The sequence below is a fragment of the Acidovorax sp. 94 genome, assembly GCF_003634645.1.
In the GTDB taxonomy this organism is placed as follows: domain Bacteria; phylum Pseudomonadota; class Gammaproteobacteria; order Burkholderiales; family Burkholderiaceae_C; genus Acidovorax; species Acidovorax facilis.
Genome location: NZ_RBJA01000001.1, coordinates 2030702 through 2046354, shown reverse-complemented (window position 1 = coordinate 2046354; position 15653 = coordinate 2030702). Strand labels below are relative to the sequence as shown.

General features: G+C 63.4%; 13 protein-coding genes. 10 read left to right on the top strand and 3 right to left on the bottom strand.

The window, feature by feature from the left end:
- Positions 1 to 19 precede the first annotated feature (19 nt).
- From C8C94_RS09480 to C8C94_RS09465, 4 genes are all read left to right on the top strand, one after another.
- Positions 20 to 445, top strand: a complete 426-nt coding sequence (locus C8C94_RS09480; RefSeq protein ID WP_055398232.1) for a hypothetical protein — start codon at positions 20 to 22, stop codon at positions 443 to 445.
- Between the two features lie 10 nt (positions 446 to 455).
- A complete protein-coding gene (carB, locus tag C8C94_RS09475) occupies positions 456 to 3722 on the top strand; it encodes a carbamoyl-phosphate synthase large subunit (protein ID WP_121420540.1) in 3267 nt (1088 codons plus the stop codon).
- A gap of 180 nt (positions 3723 to 3902) precedes the next feature.
- On the top strand, positions 3903 to 4379 hold the full coding sequence (gene greA / locus C8C94_RS09470) for a transcription elongation factor GreA (protein ID WP_055398230.1): 477 nt from the start codon (positions 3903 to 3905) through the stop codon (positions 4377 to 4379).
- Positions 4380 to 4390: 11 nt separating this feature from the next.
- Positions 4391 to 4849, top strand: coding sequence for a DUF4149 domain-containing protein (locus C8C94_RS09465; protein ID WP_055398229.1), 459 nt, complete (start codon positions 4391 to 4393; stop codon positions 4847 to 4849).
- A gap of 39 nt (positions 4850 to 4888) precedes the next feature.
- On the opposite strand, the gene C8C94_RS09460 is transcribed toward C8C94_RS09465, so the two are convergent.
- The gene (locus tag C8C94_RS09460; RefSeq protein ID WP_055398228.1) at positions 4889 to 5674 is read right to left on the bottom strand and encodes a hypothetical protein; all 786 of its coding nucleotides are present in this window, start codon (positions 5672 to 5674) and stop codon (positions 4889 to 4891) included.
- The gene (locus C8C94_RS09455) at positions 5674 to 6147 is read right to left on the bottom strand and encodes a YhbY family RNA-binding protein (protein ID WP_055398227.1); all 474 of its coding nucleotides are present in this window, start codon (positions 6145 to 6147) and stop codon (positions 5674 to 5676) included. The genes C8C94_RS09460 and C8C94_RS09455 overlap by 1 nt, the downstream gene beginning before the upstream one ends.
- 47 nt (positions 6148 to 6194) lie before the next feature.
- Here C8C94_RS09455 and C8C94_RS09450 point away from each other — a divergent pair, with 47 nt between their 5' ends.
- The 6 genes from C8C94_RS09450 (at position 6195) to C8C94_RS09425 (ending at position 13046) form a co-directional block, all read left to right on the top strand.
- Positions 6195 to 6857 (top strand): RlmE family RNA methyltransferase, encoded by a 663-nt coding sequence (locus C8C94_RS09450; RefSeq protein WP_055398226.1) that lies wholly within the window; start codon positions 6195 to 6197, stop codon positions 6855 to 6857.
- Positions 6858 to 7032: 175 nt separating this feature from the next.
- Positions 7033 to 8952 (top strand): ATP-dependent zinc metalloprotease FtsH, encoded by a 1920-nt coding sequence (gene ftsH / locus C8C94_RS09445; protein WP_055398225.1) that lies wholly within the window; start codon positions 7033 to 7035, stop codon positions 8950 to 8952.
- A gap of 117 nt (positions 8953 to 9069) precedes the next feature.
- A complete protein-coding gene (folP, locus tag C8C94_RS09440) occupies positions 9070 to 9897 on the top strand; it encodes a dihydropteroate synthase (RefSeq protein ID WP_121420539.1) in 828 nt (275 codons plus the stop codon).
- A gap of 101 nt (positions 9898 to 9998) precedes the next feature.
- Positions 9999 to 11333 carry a phosphoglucosamine mutase gene (gene glmM, locus C8C94_RS09435; RefSeq protein ID WP_055398223.1) on the top strand — a complete coding sequence of 445 codons (1335 nt, stop codon included), beginning with the start codon at positions 9999 to 10001 and terminating at the stop codon, positions 11331 to 11333.
- 89 nt (positions 11334 to 11422) lie between these two features.
- Positions 11423 to 11983 carry a GNAT family N-acetyltransferase gene (locus tag C8C94_RS09430; protein ID WP_121420538.1) on the top strand — a complete coding sequence of 187 codons (561 nt, stop codon included), beginning with the start codon at positions 11423 to 11425 and terminating at the stop codon, positions 11981 to 11983.
- A gap of 25 nt (positions 11984 to 12008) precedes the next feature.
- Positions 12009 to 13046 (top strand): amino acid ABC transporter substrate-binding protein, encoded by a 1038-nt coding sequence (locus C8C94_RS09425; protein ID WP_121420537.1) that lies wholly within the window; start codon positions 12009 to 12011, stop codon positions 13044 to 13046.
- Between the two features lie 257 nt (positions 13047 to 13303).
- Here the strand turns inward: C8C94_RS09425 and C8C94_RS09420 are convergent, their stop codons facing one another.
- Positions 13304 to 15529, bottom strand: coding sequence for a bifunctional diguanylate cyclase/phosphodiesterase (locus C8C94_RS09420; protein ID WP_121420536.1), 2226 nt, complete (start codon positions 15527 to 15529; stop codon positions 13304 to 13306).
- Between the last annotated feature and the right edge of the window lie 124 nt (positions 15530 to 15653).

The window sequence follows — 15653 nt, the reverse complement described above, 5'->3', positions numbered from 1 at the left end:
CGCGGAAGGAAACAGCACCATGAAACTGTTCAGCTTCCCCCTTGCATCGCTGGAAAAGGCGATCCACAAGCGTGTCCTGACCCTGCCTTCGCCCCACCGTGAGTGGTTCACGGAACGTTGGGCGCAAAAGCCCTACAAGAAAGCGTTCGTCGAGAACAAGGCCATGCCGCTCGTCACGCTCGTGGCCAAGGGCAAGACGCTGGACGATGCCGCCTTTGCAGAGCTGCTGCAGGAGTGGGAAGTGACGTTTTATGACGCGGAAGAAGAAGTCTTGCGCCCACTGATCCAGGGCGACGGCCTGCTGCAGCTGATGCAGAAGAACCTTCCTCCCGCACGCGCCGAGGCGCTGCTTGCCAAGTTGACCCAGCGGCGTTTGCCCGCAGATGCAACAGCAGCCTCTGCCCCAACCCCCAGCCCCCAGGCAGCCGAACCCACGATCGACTGATCGACGCACCATGCCAAAACGCACAGACATCAAAAGCATCCTCATCATCGGCGCTGGCCCCATCATCATCGGCCAGGCCTGCGAGTTCGACTACTCCGGCGTACAGGCCTGCAAGGCCCTGCGCGAAGAGGGCTACAAGGTCATCCTGATCAACAGCAACCCTGCGACGATCATGACCGACCCGGCCACGGCCGACGTCACCTACATCGAGCCCATCACTTGGCAGACGGTCGAGAAGATCATCGCCAAGGAGCGTCCCGACGCCATCCTGCCCACCATGGGTGGCCAGACAGCGCTCAACTGCGCGCTGGACCTGTGGCACAACGGCGTGCTCGACAAATACAAGGTGGAGCTCATCGGCGCCACCCCCGAAGCCATCGACAAGGCCGAAGACCGCTTGAAGTTCAAGGACGCCATGACCAAGATCGGTCTGGGCTCCGCGCGCTCTGGCATCGCCCACAGCATGGACGAAGCCTGGGCCGTGCAAAAGACCGTGGGTTTCCCCACGGTGATCCGCCCCAGCTTCACGCTGGGCGGTACCGGCGGCGGCATTGCCTACAACCCTGAAGAGTTCGAGACCATCTGCAAGCGCGGCCTGGAAGCCTCGCCCACCAATGAGCTGCTGATTGAAGAGTCGCTGCTTGGCTGGAAGGAGTACGAGATGGAAGTGGTCCGCGACAAGGCGGACAACTGCATCATCATCTGCTCCATCGAAAACCTGGACCCGATGGGTGTGCACACGGGCGACTCGATCACCGTGGCCCCCGCGCAGACGCTGACCGACAAGGAATACCAGATCATGCGCAACGCGTCGCTCGCGGTGCTGCGCGAGATCGGCGTGGACACGGGCGGCTCCAACGTGCAGTTCTCGGTCAACCCGAAGGACGGCCGCATGATCGTCATCGAGATGAACCCGCGCGTGTCGCGTTCGTCGGCGCTGGCCTCCAAGGCCACGGGCTTCCCGATTGCCAAGGTCGCCGCCAAGCTGGCCGTGGGCTACACGCTGGACGAGCTCAAGAACGAAATCACGGGCGGTGCCACGCCTGCATCGTTCGAGCCTTCGATCGACTACGTGGTCACCAAGATCCCACGTTTTGCGTTCGAAAAATTCCCCACGGCCGACAGCCGCCTGACCACGCAGATGAAGTCGGTGGGCGAGGTCATGGCCATGGGCCGCACCTTCCAGGAGTCCTTCCAGAAAGCCCTGCGCGGCCTGGAAGTTGGCGTGGACGGCATGAACGAGAAAACCCAGGACCGCGAGACGCTCGAAAAGGAACTGGGCGAGCCCGGTCCCGAGCGCATCTGGTACGTGGGCGATGCGTTTGCCATGGGTCTTTCGGTCGATGAAGTGTTCGAGCTGACCAAGATCGACAAGTGGTTCCTGGTGCAGATTGAGCAGATCGTGAAGATCGAGCTGGACATCGACAAGCTGGTGGCCGAAAAGGGTGACGGTGCCCTGGCGGCGCTGGATGCCGGCACGCTGCTCACGCTCAAGCAAAAAGGCTTCTCCGACCGCCGGCTGGCCAAGCTGCTCAAGACCACCGAGAAGGCGGTGCGCGAAGCACGCCGTGCGCTCAAAGTGCGCCCCGTGTACAAGCGTGTGGACACCTGTGCGGCCGAGTTCGCTACCAACACCGCGTACCTGTACTCCACTTACGAAGTCGCCACCCACGGTGGTGTCGCCGAATGCGAGTCGGAGCCTACGAACAACAAGAAGATCATGGTGCTGGGCGGTGGCCCCAACCGCATCGGCCAGGGCATCGAGTTCGACTACTGCTGCGTGCATGCGGCCCTTGCCATGCGCGAGGACGGCTACGAGACCATCATGGTCAACTGCAACCCCGAAACCGTCTCCACCGACTATGACACCTCCGACCGCCTGTACTTCGAGCCCGTGACGCTCGAAGACGTGCTGGAGATTGTGGACAAGGAAAAGCCGGTCGGCGTGATCGTGCAGTACGGCGGCCAGACGCCCCTGAAGCTTGCCCTGGGTCTGGAAGCTGCTGGCGTCCCGATCATCGGCACCAGCCCCGACATGATCGACGCGGCTGAAGACCGCGAGCGCTTCCAGAAGCTGCTGGGTGAGCTGGGCCTGCGCCAGCCGCCCAACGCCACGGCACGCACCGAACCCGAAGCCCTGGAAAAGGCCGCCGCCCTGGGCTACCCCCTGGTGGTGCGCCCCAGCTACGTGCTGGGTGGCCGCGCGATGGAAATCGTGCACGAGCAGCGTGACCTGGAGCGCTACATGCGTGAGGCGGTCAAAGTGAGCAACGACTCGCCCGTGCTGCTCGACCGCTTCCTCTCCAACGCTATCGAGTGCGACGTGGACTGCGTGCGCGATTCGGCAGGCGTCACCTTCATCGGCGGGGTCATGGAACACATCGAGCAGGCGGGCGTGCACAGCGGCGACTCCGCCTGCTCACTGCCCCCGTACTACCTGTCGCAGCCCACCATCGACGAGATCAAGCGCCAGACCGCCGCCATGGCCCAGGGCCTGAACGTGGTGGGACTGATGAACGTGCAGTTCGCCATCCAGGAGATGGACGGCAAGGACGTGATCTACGTGCTGGAAGTGAACCCCCGCGCCTCGCGCACGGTGCCGTTCGTTTCCAAGGCCACGGGCATCCAGCTGGCCAAGGTCGCGGCGCGTTGCATGGCGGGTCAAACGCTGGCCTCGCAGGGCATCACCAAGGAAGTGACACCGCCGTACTTCAGCGTGAAGGAGGCCGTGTTCCCGTTCGTGAAGTTCCCTGGCGTGGACACCATCCTCGGCCCAGAGATGAAGTCCACCGGCGAAGTCATGGGCGTGGGCAAGACCTTTGGCGAAGCCTTTGTGAAGAGCCAGCTGGGCGCTGGCACCAAGCTGCCCACATCGGGCAAGGTGTTCCTCACGGTGAAGAATGCCGACAAGCCGCGTGCCGTGGACATCGCCCGCCAACTGGTGGCGCTGGGCTTTGAGCTGGTGGCGACCAAGGGCACTGCAGCTGCTATTGCCGAAGCTGGCGTGCCTGTGGGCGTGGTCAACAAGGTGACCGAAGGCCGCCCGCACATCGTGGACATGATCAAGAACAACGAGATCGTCATGGTCATCAACACCGTGGAAGAGCGCCGCAATGCGATTGCCGATTCGCGTGCGATCCGCACCTCGTCGCTGCTGGCCCGCGTGACCACGTTCACGACCATCTTTGGCGCCGAGGCGGCGGTGGAGGGCATGAAGTACCTGGACAAGCTCGACGTGTACTCGGTGCAGGAGCTGCACGCCCAACTGGCTGCCTGAGCATCGGCAAAAGCGGCATAATTGCCGCCTGAACAGACACCGCCGCGCGGCAACGTGCGGCGGTTTCCTTTTGTAGACTTGCCATTCGCATCGCCCAGCGCAGCGCGGGCATGCCTGGCGATTGACCGGTGGAAGTGCTTCTGGCGCTTTCACCGTTTTGATTTATGGAGACGCAACACGATGGCCACCATTCCGATTACCAAGCGCGGTGCTGAAAAGCTCAAGGAAGAACTGCACCGCCTCAAGACCGTAGAGCGCCCCGCTGTGATCACGGCAATTGCCGAAGCGCGCGCGCAGGGCGACCTCAGCGAAAACGCTGACTATGACGCCGCCAAGGACCGCCAGGGCTTCATCGAAGGCCGCATCCAGGAGATCGAGGGCAAGCTGTCGGTGGCTCAGGTGATCGACCCCAGCGCCGTGGATGGCGGCGGCAAGGTCGTCTTTGGCGCCACGGTCGAACTGGAAGACGAAGAGTCTGGCGACCTCGTGAAATACCAGATCGTGGGCGAGGACGAGGCGGATCTGAAGCAAGGGCTCATCAATATCTCGAGCCCTATCGCCCGCGCCTTGATCGGCAAGGAAGAGGGCGATACCGCCGAAGTGCAGGCTCCCGGCGGGATTCGCCGCTACGAAGTGGTGGCGGTCAGCTACCAGTGAGCGGGAACGGCATGTTCCACCGCCTTCCTGCCCTGGTCGCTGCGCTCTGGTGGGGCAGCCTGACTACCATCGGGTTTCTGGTCGTTCCCATGCTGTTTGCCCACCTTCCGTCGCCCATGGTGGCGGGCAACATGGCGGCCAAGCTGTTTGCGGCGCAGACCTGGGTGGCGGTCGCCTGCTGTCTGGTTCTGCTGCTGATTTCAAGGCCAAAACAGGCGATAGCGCAGTATCCATGGGCGCAAGCTGCTATGGTTTTTATACTTGGTGGCATGCTGCTGGCGCTGCTCACGCAGTTTGGTGTGGCGCCGCGTATCGTGGCGCGGCAGGATTTGCGCCTGTGGCACAGTGTGGGGACGGTGATGTATGTGCTGCAGTGGTGCTGCGCACTGGCCGTGTTGTGGCAAACACTGCGCCAGGTTCAGAAGCCGCCGTTGTTGCCGGTCGGGCCTGACGGCACTGCAGACGACTGAAGCGAGCGCTGGTCGCAACCAGCGCCGCCTTCAAACCGCCTATTCGCGCCAGTGCTCCGCCACCCAGGTGGCCGGACGAATGAAGCGAAACCGCCGGTTGCGCCGCCCGGCCAAAGCATCGGGGGGATTGCATTCCCCATGAAAGATCACGATGCGTGCGCCCGCTGGCACAAACGGCGGCCGCCAGTAGTTGGTCGGCCAGGGCGGTATTCCGTGGTATTTGAAACTCGGGCACCAGGCCGCAGGCCAGTATTGCAACTTGCCCTGCCGGTGCAGGAAGTCCGACAAGTAGGCCTGCTCGTTGCGAAACTGCTCACGAATTTCTGAAAAATGCGCGCGAAAGTGCTCCAGCACGTCGGGGTGAGCTCCCAGCTCAAAGCGATAGACCGAGGAGTTGCCCGTGATGCGCCAGGGGCGCTTGTAGTCGTGGATGATCAGGAATTCACCCGGCTGGGTGAAAAAATCGTCCAGGCTGCCGGTGATGACCACGTCCACATCCAGGAACAAGGCCGTGCCTCGAAGTCCGTGCAGGTCCTTGCTGAAAGTGACCAGCTTGGTCCAGCCCCGCTCGGGGATGCCGGGTGGCAGATCGAGTGCGGGGATGGGCAGGCACTGCACTTCGCTGCGGATGCCCGTGCTGTCATCGGTCAGGCAGACAAAGCGAAAATCCCCGCTCAGGTGCCTGCGCACCATGGCATACAGCCGGTTGACGTATTCGGGGCCGTATTTCGTGCCCCACTTCATGCAGAGGATGTGGCGGACGGGCGCCATGCCAGCAGGTGCTGCAAAGTTTGCAGGTACTGCCGAACCTGCATCGTGGCTCATCAGTCTGCCTGGCGCTTCTTGATGGATTTTTGCTTGGGCTTGGCGCGCTTGATCTGGCCGCCCGAAGTGAGGCGCTGGTTGCCCAGCACGCGCAGTTGCTTGATCTCGGGGCGCTGGCCGCCGCGCTTGCTGTATTTGAGCACCTTGACGTCGCGTGGGCCGGGCATGCGGTCCTCATCGACCGTACGTTCCTTGACGGGTTGGGGGCGCCACAGTACCAGCAGCTTGCCGATGTGCTGGATGGGGGCTGCGTTGAGTTCGGCGGTCAGCTCCTGGTACATCAGCTCGCGCGCCACGCGGTCATCGTTGAAAACGCGCACCTTGATAAGGCCATGGGCGTTCAGGGCGGCGTCGATTTCCTTCTTGACCGCAGGGGTGAGTCCATCGCCGCCGACCAGGACGACGGGGTCCAGGTGGTGGGCATTGGCGCGTTGTTCCCGGCGCTCGGCGGGAGTCAGTTGAATTTGGGGCATGGGCCATATTATCGGCGGTGCTGATTGTCGAGAGACAATGGAGCGGTATGAAAGTCAAAACCCAAAGCAAGAAGGTCAACAAGGCGTGGTTGAACGACCATGTCAACGACACCTATGTCAAATTGGCCCAGAAAGAGGGATACCGGGCACGCGCCGCCTACAAGCTCAAGGAAATCGACGAACAGCTGGGTCTCATCAAACCCGGTTACACCGTGGTGGATCTGGGGTCCACGCCGGGCGCCTGGAGTCAGTACCTGCGCAGGCGCATGTCGCCCGGGGGGGCTGCAGCGGGCCAACTCAACGGCACCATCATTGCGCTAGACCTTCTGCCCATGGAGCCCATCGAGGGTGTTACCTATATCAACGGTGATTTTCGTGAGGCGGAGGTGCTGGAGCGCCTAGAGCAGGCCCTGGATGGTCGGGTGGTGGATGTTGTCGTTTCGGACATGGCTCCCAATCTGTCCGGTATCGAATCCGCCGACGCTGCGCGCATTGCCCATCTGGTCGAACTGGCTGTGGAGTTTGCTTGCAACCATTTGAAACCGGATGGGGCCCTGGTAGTCAAGCTGTTCCATGGCAGCGGCTACAGCGATCTGGTCACGCTGTTCAAACAGACCTTCAAAGTGGTCAAGCCGTTGAAGCCCAAGGCCTCCCGCGACAAATCGTCCGAGACCTTTCTGGTGGGCATGGGCCTCAAGAAGACCGCCTGAACGGGCTTGCCTCAGGTCAAGAATCCGTGAATTTCGACCCTAAAGCCCGTGCTGTTTCCATGGCCGCTAGGGGGAATAGGGATGGCCGGGTGGCTTGAAACACCTAAAATGGGCCGCACATGCGTGCCATGACGGCAGTGTGTCCGTTTTCTGTTTCCCGCAACTGGAGCCCCGCTTGAACAATCAGTGGTTTTCAAAAATTGCCGTGTGGCTGGTTATTGCCATGGTGCTGTTCACGGTGTTCAAACAGTTTGACACCCGTGCCGGAGCCAGCGCAGGCCACGTCGGCTACTCGGAGTTCCTGGAGGAAGTCCGCAGCAACCGCATCAAGAGCGCGACCATCCAGGAAGGCCAGGGCGGCACCGAGATCGTGGCCGTCACCAATGACGACCGCAAGATCCGCACGACGGCCACCTATCTGGACCGTGGCCTTGTGGGCGATCTCATCAACAACAACGTCAAGTTCGACGTCAAGCCCCGTGAAGAAGGCTCCCTGCTCATGACCCTCCTGGTCAGCTGGGGCCCCATGCTGCTGCTGATCGGCGTGTGGGTGTACTTCATGCGTCAGATGCAGGGCGGCGGCAAGGGCGGCGCCTTCAGCTTCGGCAAGAGCAAGGCGCGCATGCTCGACGAAAACAACAACCAGGTCACGTTCGCGGACGTGGCGGGTTGCGACGAGGCCAAGGAAGAAGTCAAGGAAGTCGTGGACTTCCTGAAAGACCCGCAGAAATTCCAGAAGCTCGGCGGGCGTATTCCGCGCGGCCTGCTGCTGGTTGGCCCTCCCGGTACCGGCAAGACCCTGCTGGCCAAGTCCATCGCAGGCGAAGCCAAGGTGCCGTTCTTCAGCATCTCTGGCTCCGACTTTGTGGAAATGTTTGTCGGCGTGGGTGCGGCCCGTGTGCGCGACATGTTCGACAACGCCAAGAAGAACGCTCCGTGCATCATCTTCATCGATGAAATCGACGCGGTGGGCCGCCAGCGTGGTGCTGGCCTGGGCGGCGGTAACGACGAGCGCGAACAGACCCTCAACCAGATGCTGGTTGAGATGGACGGCTTCGAAACCAACCTGGGCGTGATCGTGGTGGCTGCCACCAACCGCCCCGACATCCTGGACGCCGCCCTGCTGCGCCCTGGCCGTTTCGACCGTCAGGTCTATGTGACGCTGCCCGATATCCGTGGCCGCGAGCAGATCCTGAACGTGCACATGCGCAAGATCCCGATTGGTCAGGACGTGGCCCCTGGCATCATTGCCCGCGGCACCCCTGGCATGAGCGGTGCCGATCTGGCCAACCTGTGCAATGAAGCTGCCCTGATGGCCGCGCGCCGCAATGCCCGTACCGTCGAGATGCAGGACTTCGAGAAGGCCAAGGACAAGATCCTCATGGGCCCCGAGCGCAAAAGCATGGTCATGCCCGAGGAAGAGCGTCGCAACACGGCCTACCACGAGTCTGGCCACGCCCTCATTGGCAAGCTGCTGCCCAAGTGCGACCCCGTGCACAAGGTCACCATCATTCCCCGTGGCCGTGCCCTGGGCGTGACGATGAGCCTGCCTGCCCAGGACCGCTACAGCTACGATCGCGAATACATGCTCAACCAGATCAGCATGCTGTTTGGTGGCCGCATCGCTGAAGAAGTGTTCATGAACCAGATGACCACTGGGGCCAGCAATGACTTCGAGCGTGCCACGCACATTGCCCGCGACATGGTCACCCGCTACGGCATGACCGATGCCCTGGGGCCTATGGTCTACGCCGAGAACGAAGGCGAAGTGTTCCTGGGCCGTTCGGTGACCAAGACCACGACCATGAGCGAGCAGACCATGGAAAAGGTGGACATGGAAGTGCGCCGCATCATCGATGAGCAGTACAACCTGGCCCGCCGCCTGATCGAAGAGAACAGCGACAAGATGCACGCCATGGCGAAGGCCCTGCTCGAATGGGAGACCATCGACACCGAGCAGTTGGACGACATCATGGCTGGCAAGGAGCCCCGTCCTCCCAAGGACTGGACGCCCCGTACTCCTCCCTCGGGCGGCGACAACTCCAGCGGCGGCACGCCTGCGGTGACGACGGACACCGCACCATCGGCCGCCTGATTGGCTGGCCGGTCCATCCGTTCTCACGGGGCCTTGTGCCCCGTTTTTCATGGCTGGTGTTGTGCTGCCTCCCGACCTCGACCAGGAAGGCGCCTGTGACCTTTTCTCGATCCCCCCATGATCTGGCAGACCTCCCGTTTCTCTATTGACCTGGCCGAGCCCCGCGTGATGGGCATCGTCAATGCCACGCCGGACTCGTTCTCCGACGGCGGGCGGCATGGCTCCACCGCTGCGGCCCTGCGGCATTGCGAGCAGTTGCTCCGCGACGGGGCACACATTCTGGACATTGGCGGGGAGTCCACGCGCCCCGGCAGTCCGGCGGTGCCGCTGGACGAAGAGCTGGCGCGGGTGGTGCCCCTGGTGCAGGGCGCGGTGTCCCTGGGGGTTCCTATCTCCATCGATACCTACAAGCCCGAGGTCATGCGCGCGGTGCTGGACCTGGGCGCGGACATCATCAATGACATCTGGGCATTGCGCCAGCCGGGTGCCGCAGAGGTGGTGGCATCGCACCCGCAATGTGGGGTGTGCCTGATGCACATGCACCGCGACCCCCAAACCATGCAGGTGGCCCCGATGGAGGGCGATGTGGTACAGCAGGTGCTATACTTTTTGCAGCGCTCTGCGCTTGACCTGCAAGCGCTAGGGGTCGAAAAGAACCGGATTGTGCTGGACCCGGGTATTGGTTTTGGCAAAACGGTGGAACAGAATTTTGCGCTGCTGGCGCACCAGTCGGTGCTGCGGGCTGCAGGCTATCCTCTTCTGGCAGGCTGGTCCCGCAAGTCATCGCTGGGTGCGGTGACGGGCTTGGCAGTAGAGCAGCGCATGGTGCCCAGCGTGGCCGCAGCGGTGTTGGCCGTGGAGCGTGGAGCTTCTGTGGTGCGCGTGCACGATGTCCGCGAAACCGTGGCGGCGCTCGCGGTGTGGCGTGCAATGCAAGCGGTCTGACGGGGTCTTCCGGAGGCTGGGGCGTTGTATGGATGGGCGCATGCCAGACCCTTTGGCGATGGATAACAAACAATGAGATTCACACGAGGAGACGCTAGAACATGACGCGCCAATACTTTGGAACCGATGGCATTCGTGGCACCGTCGGGCAGCCACCCATCACCCCGGATTTTGTTCTGCGCCTGGCCCATGCCGTCGGGCGAGTGTTGCGCAGGACCGAGGAGCGCCCCACGGTGCTGATCGGCAAGGACACCCGCATTTCAGGCTACATGCTGGAAAGCGCGCTGGAGTCAGGCTTCAACTCCGCGGGCGTGGATGTGGTGCTGCTGGGTCCTTTGCCCACCCCGGGCGTGGCCTACCTGACCCGCGCACAACGCGCCAGCCTGGGGGTGGTCATCAGCGCCAGCCACAACGCCTATCCCGACAACGGCATCAAGTTTTTCAGTGCACAGGGCACCAAGTTGCCCGACACGTGGGAGCAGGCCGTGGAAGCGGCCCTGGGCGAACCCCCGGTGTGGGCCGATTCGGCCAGCCTGGGCAAGGCGCGGCGGCTCGATGATGCGGCGGGCCGCTACATTGAGTTCTGCAAGAGCACGTTTCCGCAGGACCTGACCCTCAAGGGCCTCAAGATCGTCGTCGATGCCGCGCATGGCGCGGCCTACCAGGTGGCACCCAAGGTCTTCCACGAGCTGGGTGCCGAAGTGCTGTCGATTGGCTGCTCACCCGACGGCCTCAACATCAACCACGAGGTGGGAGCCACCCATCCTGATGCGCTCGTGCGGGCCGTGCGCGCCAACCACGCCGACTATGGCATTGCGCTCGATGGCGACGCGGACCGCCTGCAGATCGTCGATGCCACGGGGCGCCTGTACAACGGCGACGAGCTTTTGTACCTGATGGCTTCGGACCGCATGGGCCGCGATGAGCATGTGCCGGGTGTCGTGGGCACCCTGATGACCAACATGGCAGTGGAGGTGGCGCTGAAGGCAAAGGGCGTGAAGTTTGTGCGGGCCAAGGTGGGCGACCGCTATGTGCTTGAAGAGCTGGCGCGGCACCAGTGGGTGCTGGGCGGCGAGGGCTCGGGCCATCTGCTGGCGCTGGACCGCCATACCACCGGCGACGGCTTGGTGAGTGCTTTGCAGGTGCTGCAGGCCTGTGTGCGCAGTGGCCGTACCCTGGCGCAACTGTTGGCCGACATAACGCTCTATCCGCAGGTGCTGCTGAATGTGCGGCTGGCCCCTGGCCAGGACTGGAAGGCCAACCGCTTGCTGGCTGACACGACCCAGGCCGTCGAGCAGGAACTGGGCGCGTCAGGCCGCGTGCTGATCCGCGCGAGTGGTACCGAGCCGCTGCTGCGGGTGATGGTGGAGGCCCGTGATGCGCAAATGGCCAGTTCCTGCGCGCAAAGGTTGGCCGACGCGGCCCGTGCTGGCTGATGGTGATCCCGCCGAGAGCTCCTTCCACCGTTGGCGCGCCGCACGATCCGCTACGCTGCGGCCTTTGCCGCCGACCAGGAACCCCATAAATGCCTTCAAACACTGACATACCTTCCACCATCACCGTCCGTTCCGTGGACTACGGCAATGCCCGCGAAGCGCGGGCGTTGGTCGAACTGCTCGACGGCTATGCAAGGGACGTGGCGGGTGGTGGCGTTCCATTGAGCGCCGAGGTCCAGCGGGGCTTGCCCGAGGCGCTGCGCCAGCTGCCGCAGGCTTTCAGCGTGATGGCCTGGGTGGCGGACGCTTCGGCGCCACACGGCGAGGTGCCCGTGGGGCTGATCAATTGCCTGGAGGGCTTTTCGACCTTTGCCTGCCGGCCTCTGGTCAACGTGCATGACGTGGTGGTGGCACCCGGCTGGCGCGGCCACCGCATCGCCCAGCGCATGCTGCACCGGGTGGAAACGCTGGCCCGCGAGCGCGGTGCCTGCAAGCTCACGCTCGAAGTGCTTTCGGGCAACCACAGTGCAATGCGCGCGTACGAACGGGAAGGCTTTGCTGCCTACACCCTGGACCCCAGCATGGGGCAGGCGCAATTTCTGCAGAAGATGCTGGATGGGGCAGGGCCTGCGCCATTGTCGGCACCGTGAATCACCCTTCCGGAGACCTGACCGCATGAAGGCAGTGTTTGGCCAGATCGCCGCAATGGGCGCCATCGTTGTGGCCGCGTTGCTGGCCGCTCCCGTGGCCCATGCGGGCAAGACTCTCGACGGTATCAGGGCGCGCGGGCAGGTGGTGTGTGGCGTCAATACCGGGCTGGCCGGGTTTGCGATGGCAGACTCCAGCGGCAAGTGGTCCGGACTTGACGTGGATGTCTGCAGGGCACTTGCAGCCGCCGTGCTGGGCGACGGCCTGAAAGTCAAGTATGTGCCGTTGGACGTGCCGCAGCGCTTCACGGCCTTGCAATCCGGCGAGGTGGACGTGCTTTCGCGCAACACCACCTTTTCGCTGGCGCGCGATGCATCGATGGGTCTGCACCAGACGGTCGTTACCTACTACGACGGCCAGGGTTTCATGGTGCCTGCCAAGAGCAAGATCAGGAGCATCCGCCAGCTCAAGGGACAGACCGTGTGTGTGCAGTCGGGCACCACCACCGAAAAAAACCTGGCCGACCATTCCCGTGCCAACGGCCTCGACATCAAACCCGTGATGTTTGAGAAGGTAGATGCTGCAACGGCTGCCTATCTGGCGGGCCGGTGCACCGCATTCACCACCGATGCATCGGGCCTGGCAGCCTTGCGCAGCGGTGTTTCGCAAGGCAAGGCAATACACACCATCTTGCCGGAACTCATCTCCAAGGAACCCCTGGGGCCCTTGGTGCGGCGGGGCGACGACGAGTGGTTTGCCGTGGTCAAGTGGGTGATCTACGGCCTGATCGAAGCCGAAGAGTATGGTGTGACGCAAGCCAATGCGGATTCGCTGAAAGCCAGCAGCGCCCACCCGGTGGTGCAGCGCATGGTGGGTACTTCGGAAGATACCGGAAAGCTCCTGGGGCTGGACCGGGACTGGTTGCTGCGCGCCCTCAAGACCACCGGCAACTACGGCGAGATTTTTGAGCGCAACGTCGGCCATAAGTCGGCGCTGGGGCTGTCGCGCGGCCTCAACAACCTGTGGAGCAAGCAGGGCCTGATGTACGCGTTTCCGATCCGCTGAACTGCGCTTGCAGGGACTGACCTGGGCGACGGCGCATGGGGTGCTGACTGCTGAAAGCCCGCACAGCCCCAGGAGCCTCGGTCCTGCAGATTGGGTGTATTTGCTACTGAATTTATAGCTGCTTGCGCTTTGCCATTAAGCGCTAGGCCCTGTTTTTATGCTATTTTTCGAGCCGATGGGCTGCTGTCCCTCCTGCGTCCACCGGTGCATTCCTTGGCCGCCGCACGAGCCCTTCGGCCAGCATGGGGCAGTGTCGGTCAATGCAACTGCCGCCGCATGAAGGCTTCCAGCTCGGGCGCGGACAGCGGCATGCTGAAGTGGTAGCCCTGCGCCTCGTCGCACCCTTGTTCGCGCAGGTAGGCCAGTTGACCTTCGGTCTCCACGCCTTCGGCCGTGGTGCGCATGCCCAGCGCCTGGGCCATGCGGATGATGGCGCTGACGATGGCGCGGTCGTTGCCGTCATCACCCAGGTCGCGCACGAAAGACTGGTCGATCTTGAGCTTGAAGATCTGAAAGCGCTTGAGCTGGCTCAGCGATGAGTAGCCGGTGCCAAAGTCGTCCATCGACATGCGCACGCCGCGTGCGTGCAACTGGTCCATGGTGGCCACGGCAGCATGGGGGTCGTCCACGGCAACGCCTTCGGTCAGCTCCAGCTCCAGGGAGTCGGGCGGCAGACCGAACTCGGCCAGCATGCGGCTCACGAGCTCCGGCAGCTGCGGCTGGCGAAACTGGATGGCTGACAGGTTCACGGCCATCGTCAGGTGGGGGAATCCGTTCGTGCGCCAGGTTTTGAGCTGTGACAGCGCCGTGCGCAGCACCCATTCCCCAATCTGCAGGATCTGCCCGCTGTCTTCGGCAATGGGAATGAACTCTGCCGGTGACACCGCGCCCAACTGCGGGTGTTGCCAGCGCAGCAATGCCTCCACGCTGCGCACGGAGCCGTTGGTCAGGCTCATCTGCGGCTGGTAGTGCAGGTGGAACTGGTTGCGCTCCAGCGCACGCCGCAGGGCGTTTTCAAGCTGCAAGGCGCGCACCGACTGCGCCTGCATCTCGGGGGTGAAGAACTTGAAGGTGTTGCGCCCGTCGAGCTTGGCGCGGTACATGGCCACATCGGCCGACTGCGTCAGCGTGTCGAAGTCCGTGCCATCCTGCGGGAATAGCGCGATGCCCATGGACGGCGCCATGGTCAGCTCGTGGTGGTCAATCTGGTAGTGCTGGCGCGATGCCTCCTGCAGCTTGCCGGCCACGCGGGCGGCGCCATGGGCGTTGGCGCCCGGCAGCAGCAAAATGAACTCGTCACCGCCCAGGCGCGACACGGTGTCCTTGTCGCGCACCACGGCCCGCAGCCGCTTGGCGATCTCCACGAGCAGGGTATCGCCCACGCGGTGGCCCAGCGAGTCGTTCACATGCTTGAAGTGGTCCAGGTCCAGGAAGATCAGGGCCAGCGGCGTGTTGCCCTCCTGGGCGACGCGGATGGCCTCCTGCGCCCGTTCTGCCAGCAGCGTGCGGTTGGGCAGGCCTGTCAGGGCGTCGTAGTGGGCCAGCCAGTAGATGCGCTCCTGATCGGCCTTGCGGTCGTTGATCTCACGGTGCAGGTTGTCAACGGTCTCGCGCAGTTCGCGGGTGCGGTCCTGCACCTGCCTTTCCAGGTCTTCGTGGGCACTGGCAAGCACGGCCTGCGCCTGCTTGCGCTCCGTGATGTCCATCGTGATCCAGATGGAGCCCTGCGATGGATCGGCTGGGTCGATGGACTTGCTGCGCACCTCGCAGATCACGGGGGTCCCATCCTTGCGGCACAACTCCAGCTCGCCCTCGTAGGAGTGGCCGGCGGCCAGCTGCGGATAGCATCGGCGGCCGACCTCTTCCCACGCAGCGTCGCTGGCGTACCACCGGCGCGAGGGGCTGCCCACCAGTTCACCCGGCTCGTAGCCCAGCATTTGCTCAAAGTGGTGGTTGCAGCGGGTCAGGCGCCGGTCGCGCAGGAACACGATCCCCACCATTGCGCTGTCAAAGAGCAGCTGCTTTTCACGCACCGCTGCGCCCAGTGCAGCCTGCGCACGCTTTTGCTCGTCGATGTCGTCCAGGATCCAGATGGAACCTTCGGCTGTGTCGTGCGGGTTGATAAGCCGCCCGGTCAGGCTGCCCCAGAACAGGCTGCCGTCGCGCCGGCGCAGCTGGCGCTCGACGCGGAACGCCTGGCCCTGGGCTAGGACCGGGTAGGCGGTGCGGCCCAGATCGCGAAACGCCTCGCGCGAAGGGTAGAAGGTTTCGGTGTTCAGCCCGACCAGGCTCTCGGGGCTGGCATGGCCAAAAATTTCGGCATACCGCTGGTTGCAGCGCACCACACTGCGCTGGCGCAGGAACACAATGCCTACGCCTGCACTGTCGAGCAGGGTTTGCTGTTCGCGCAGCGCGCGTTGCAAGGGAGTGTCGGTGGCAACTCCAGGACGCTGCGATTCTGGAGTGCTGTACGGCGCAAACATGGAGACCGGTACGGGCTGTAGGGCCTGGCGGCCTGGGTAATTTGTACCAAAGTGTAGCAGCGCTCCCTTACAGACCCATGGGGGCACCTTCGGTAACCGCCGCAATGCCGCCCGCAACCAACGG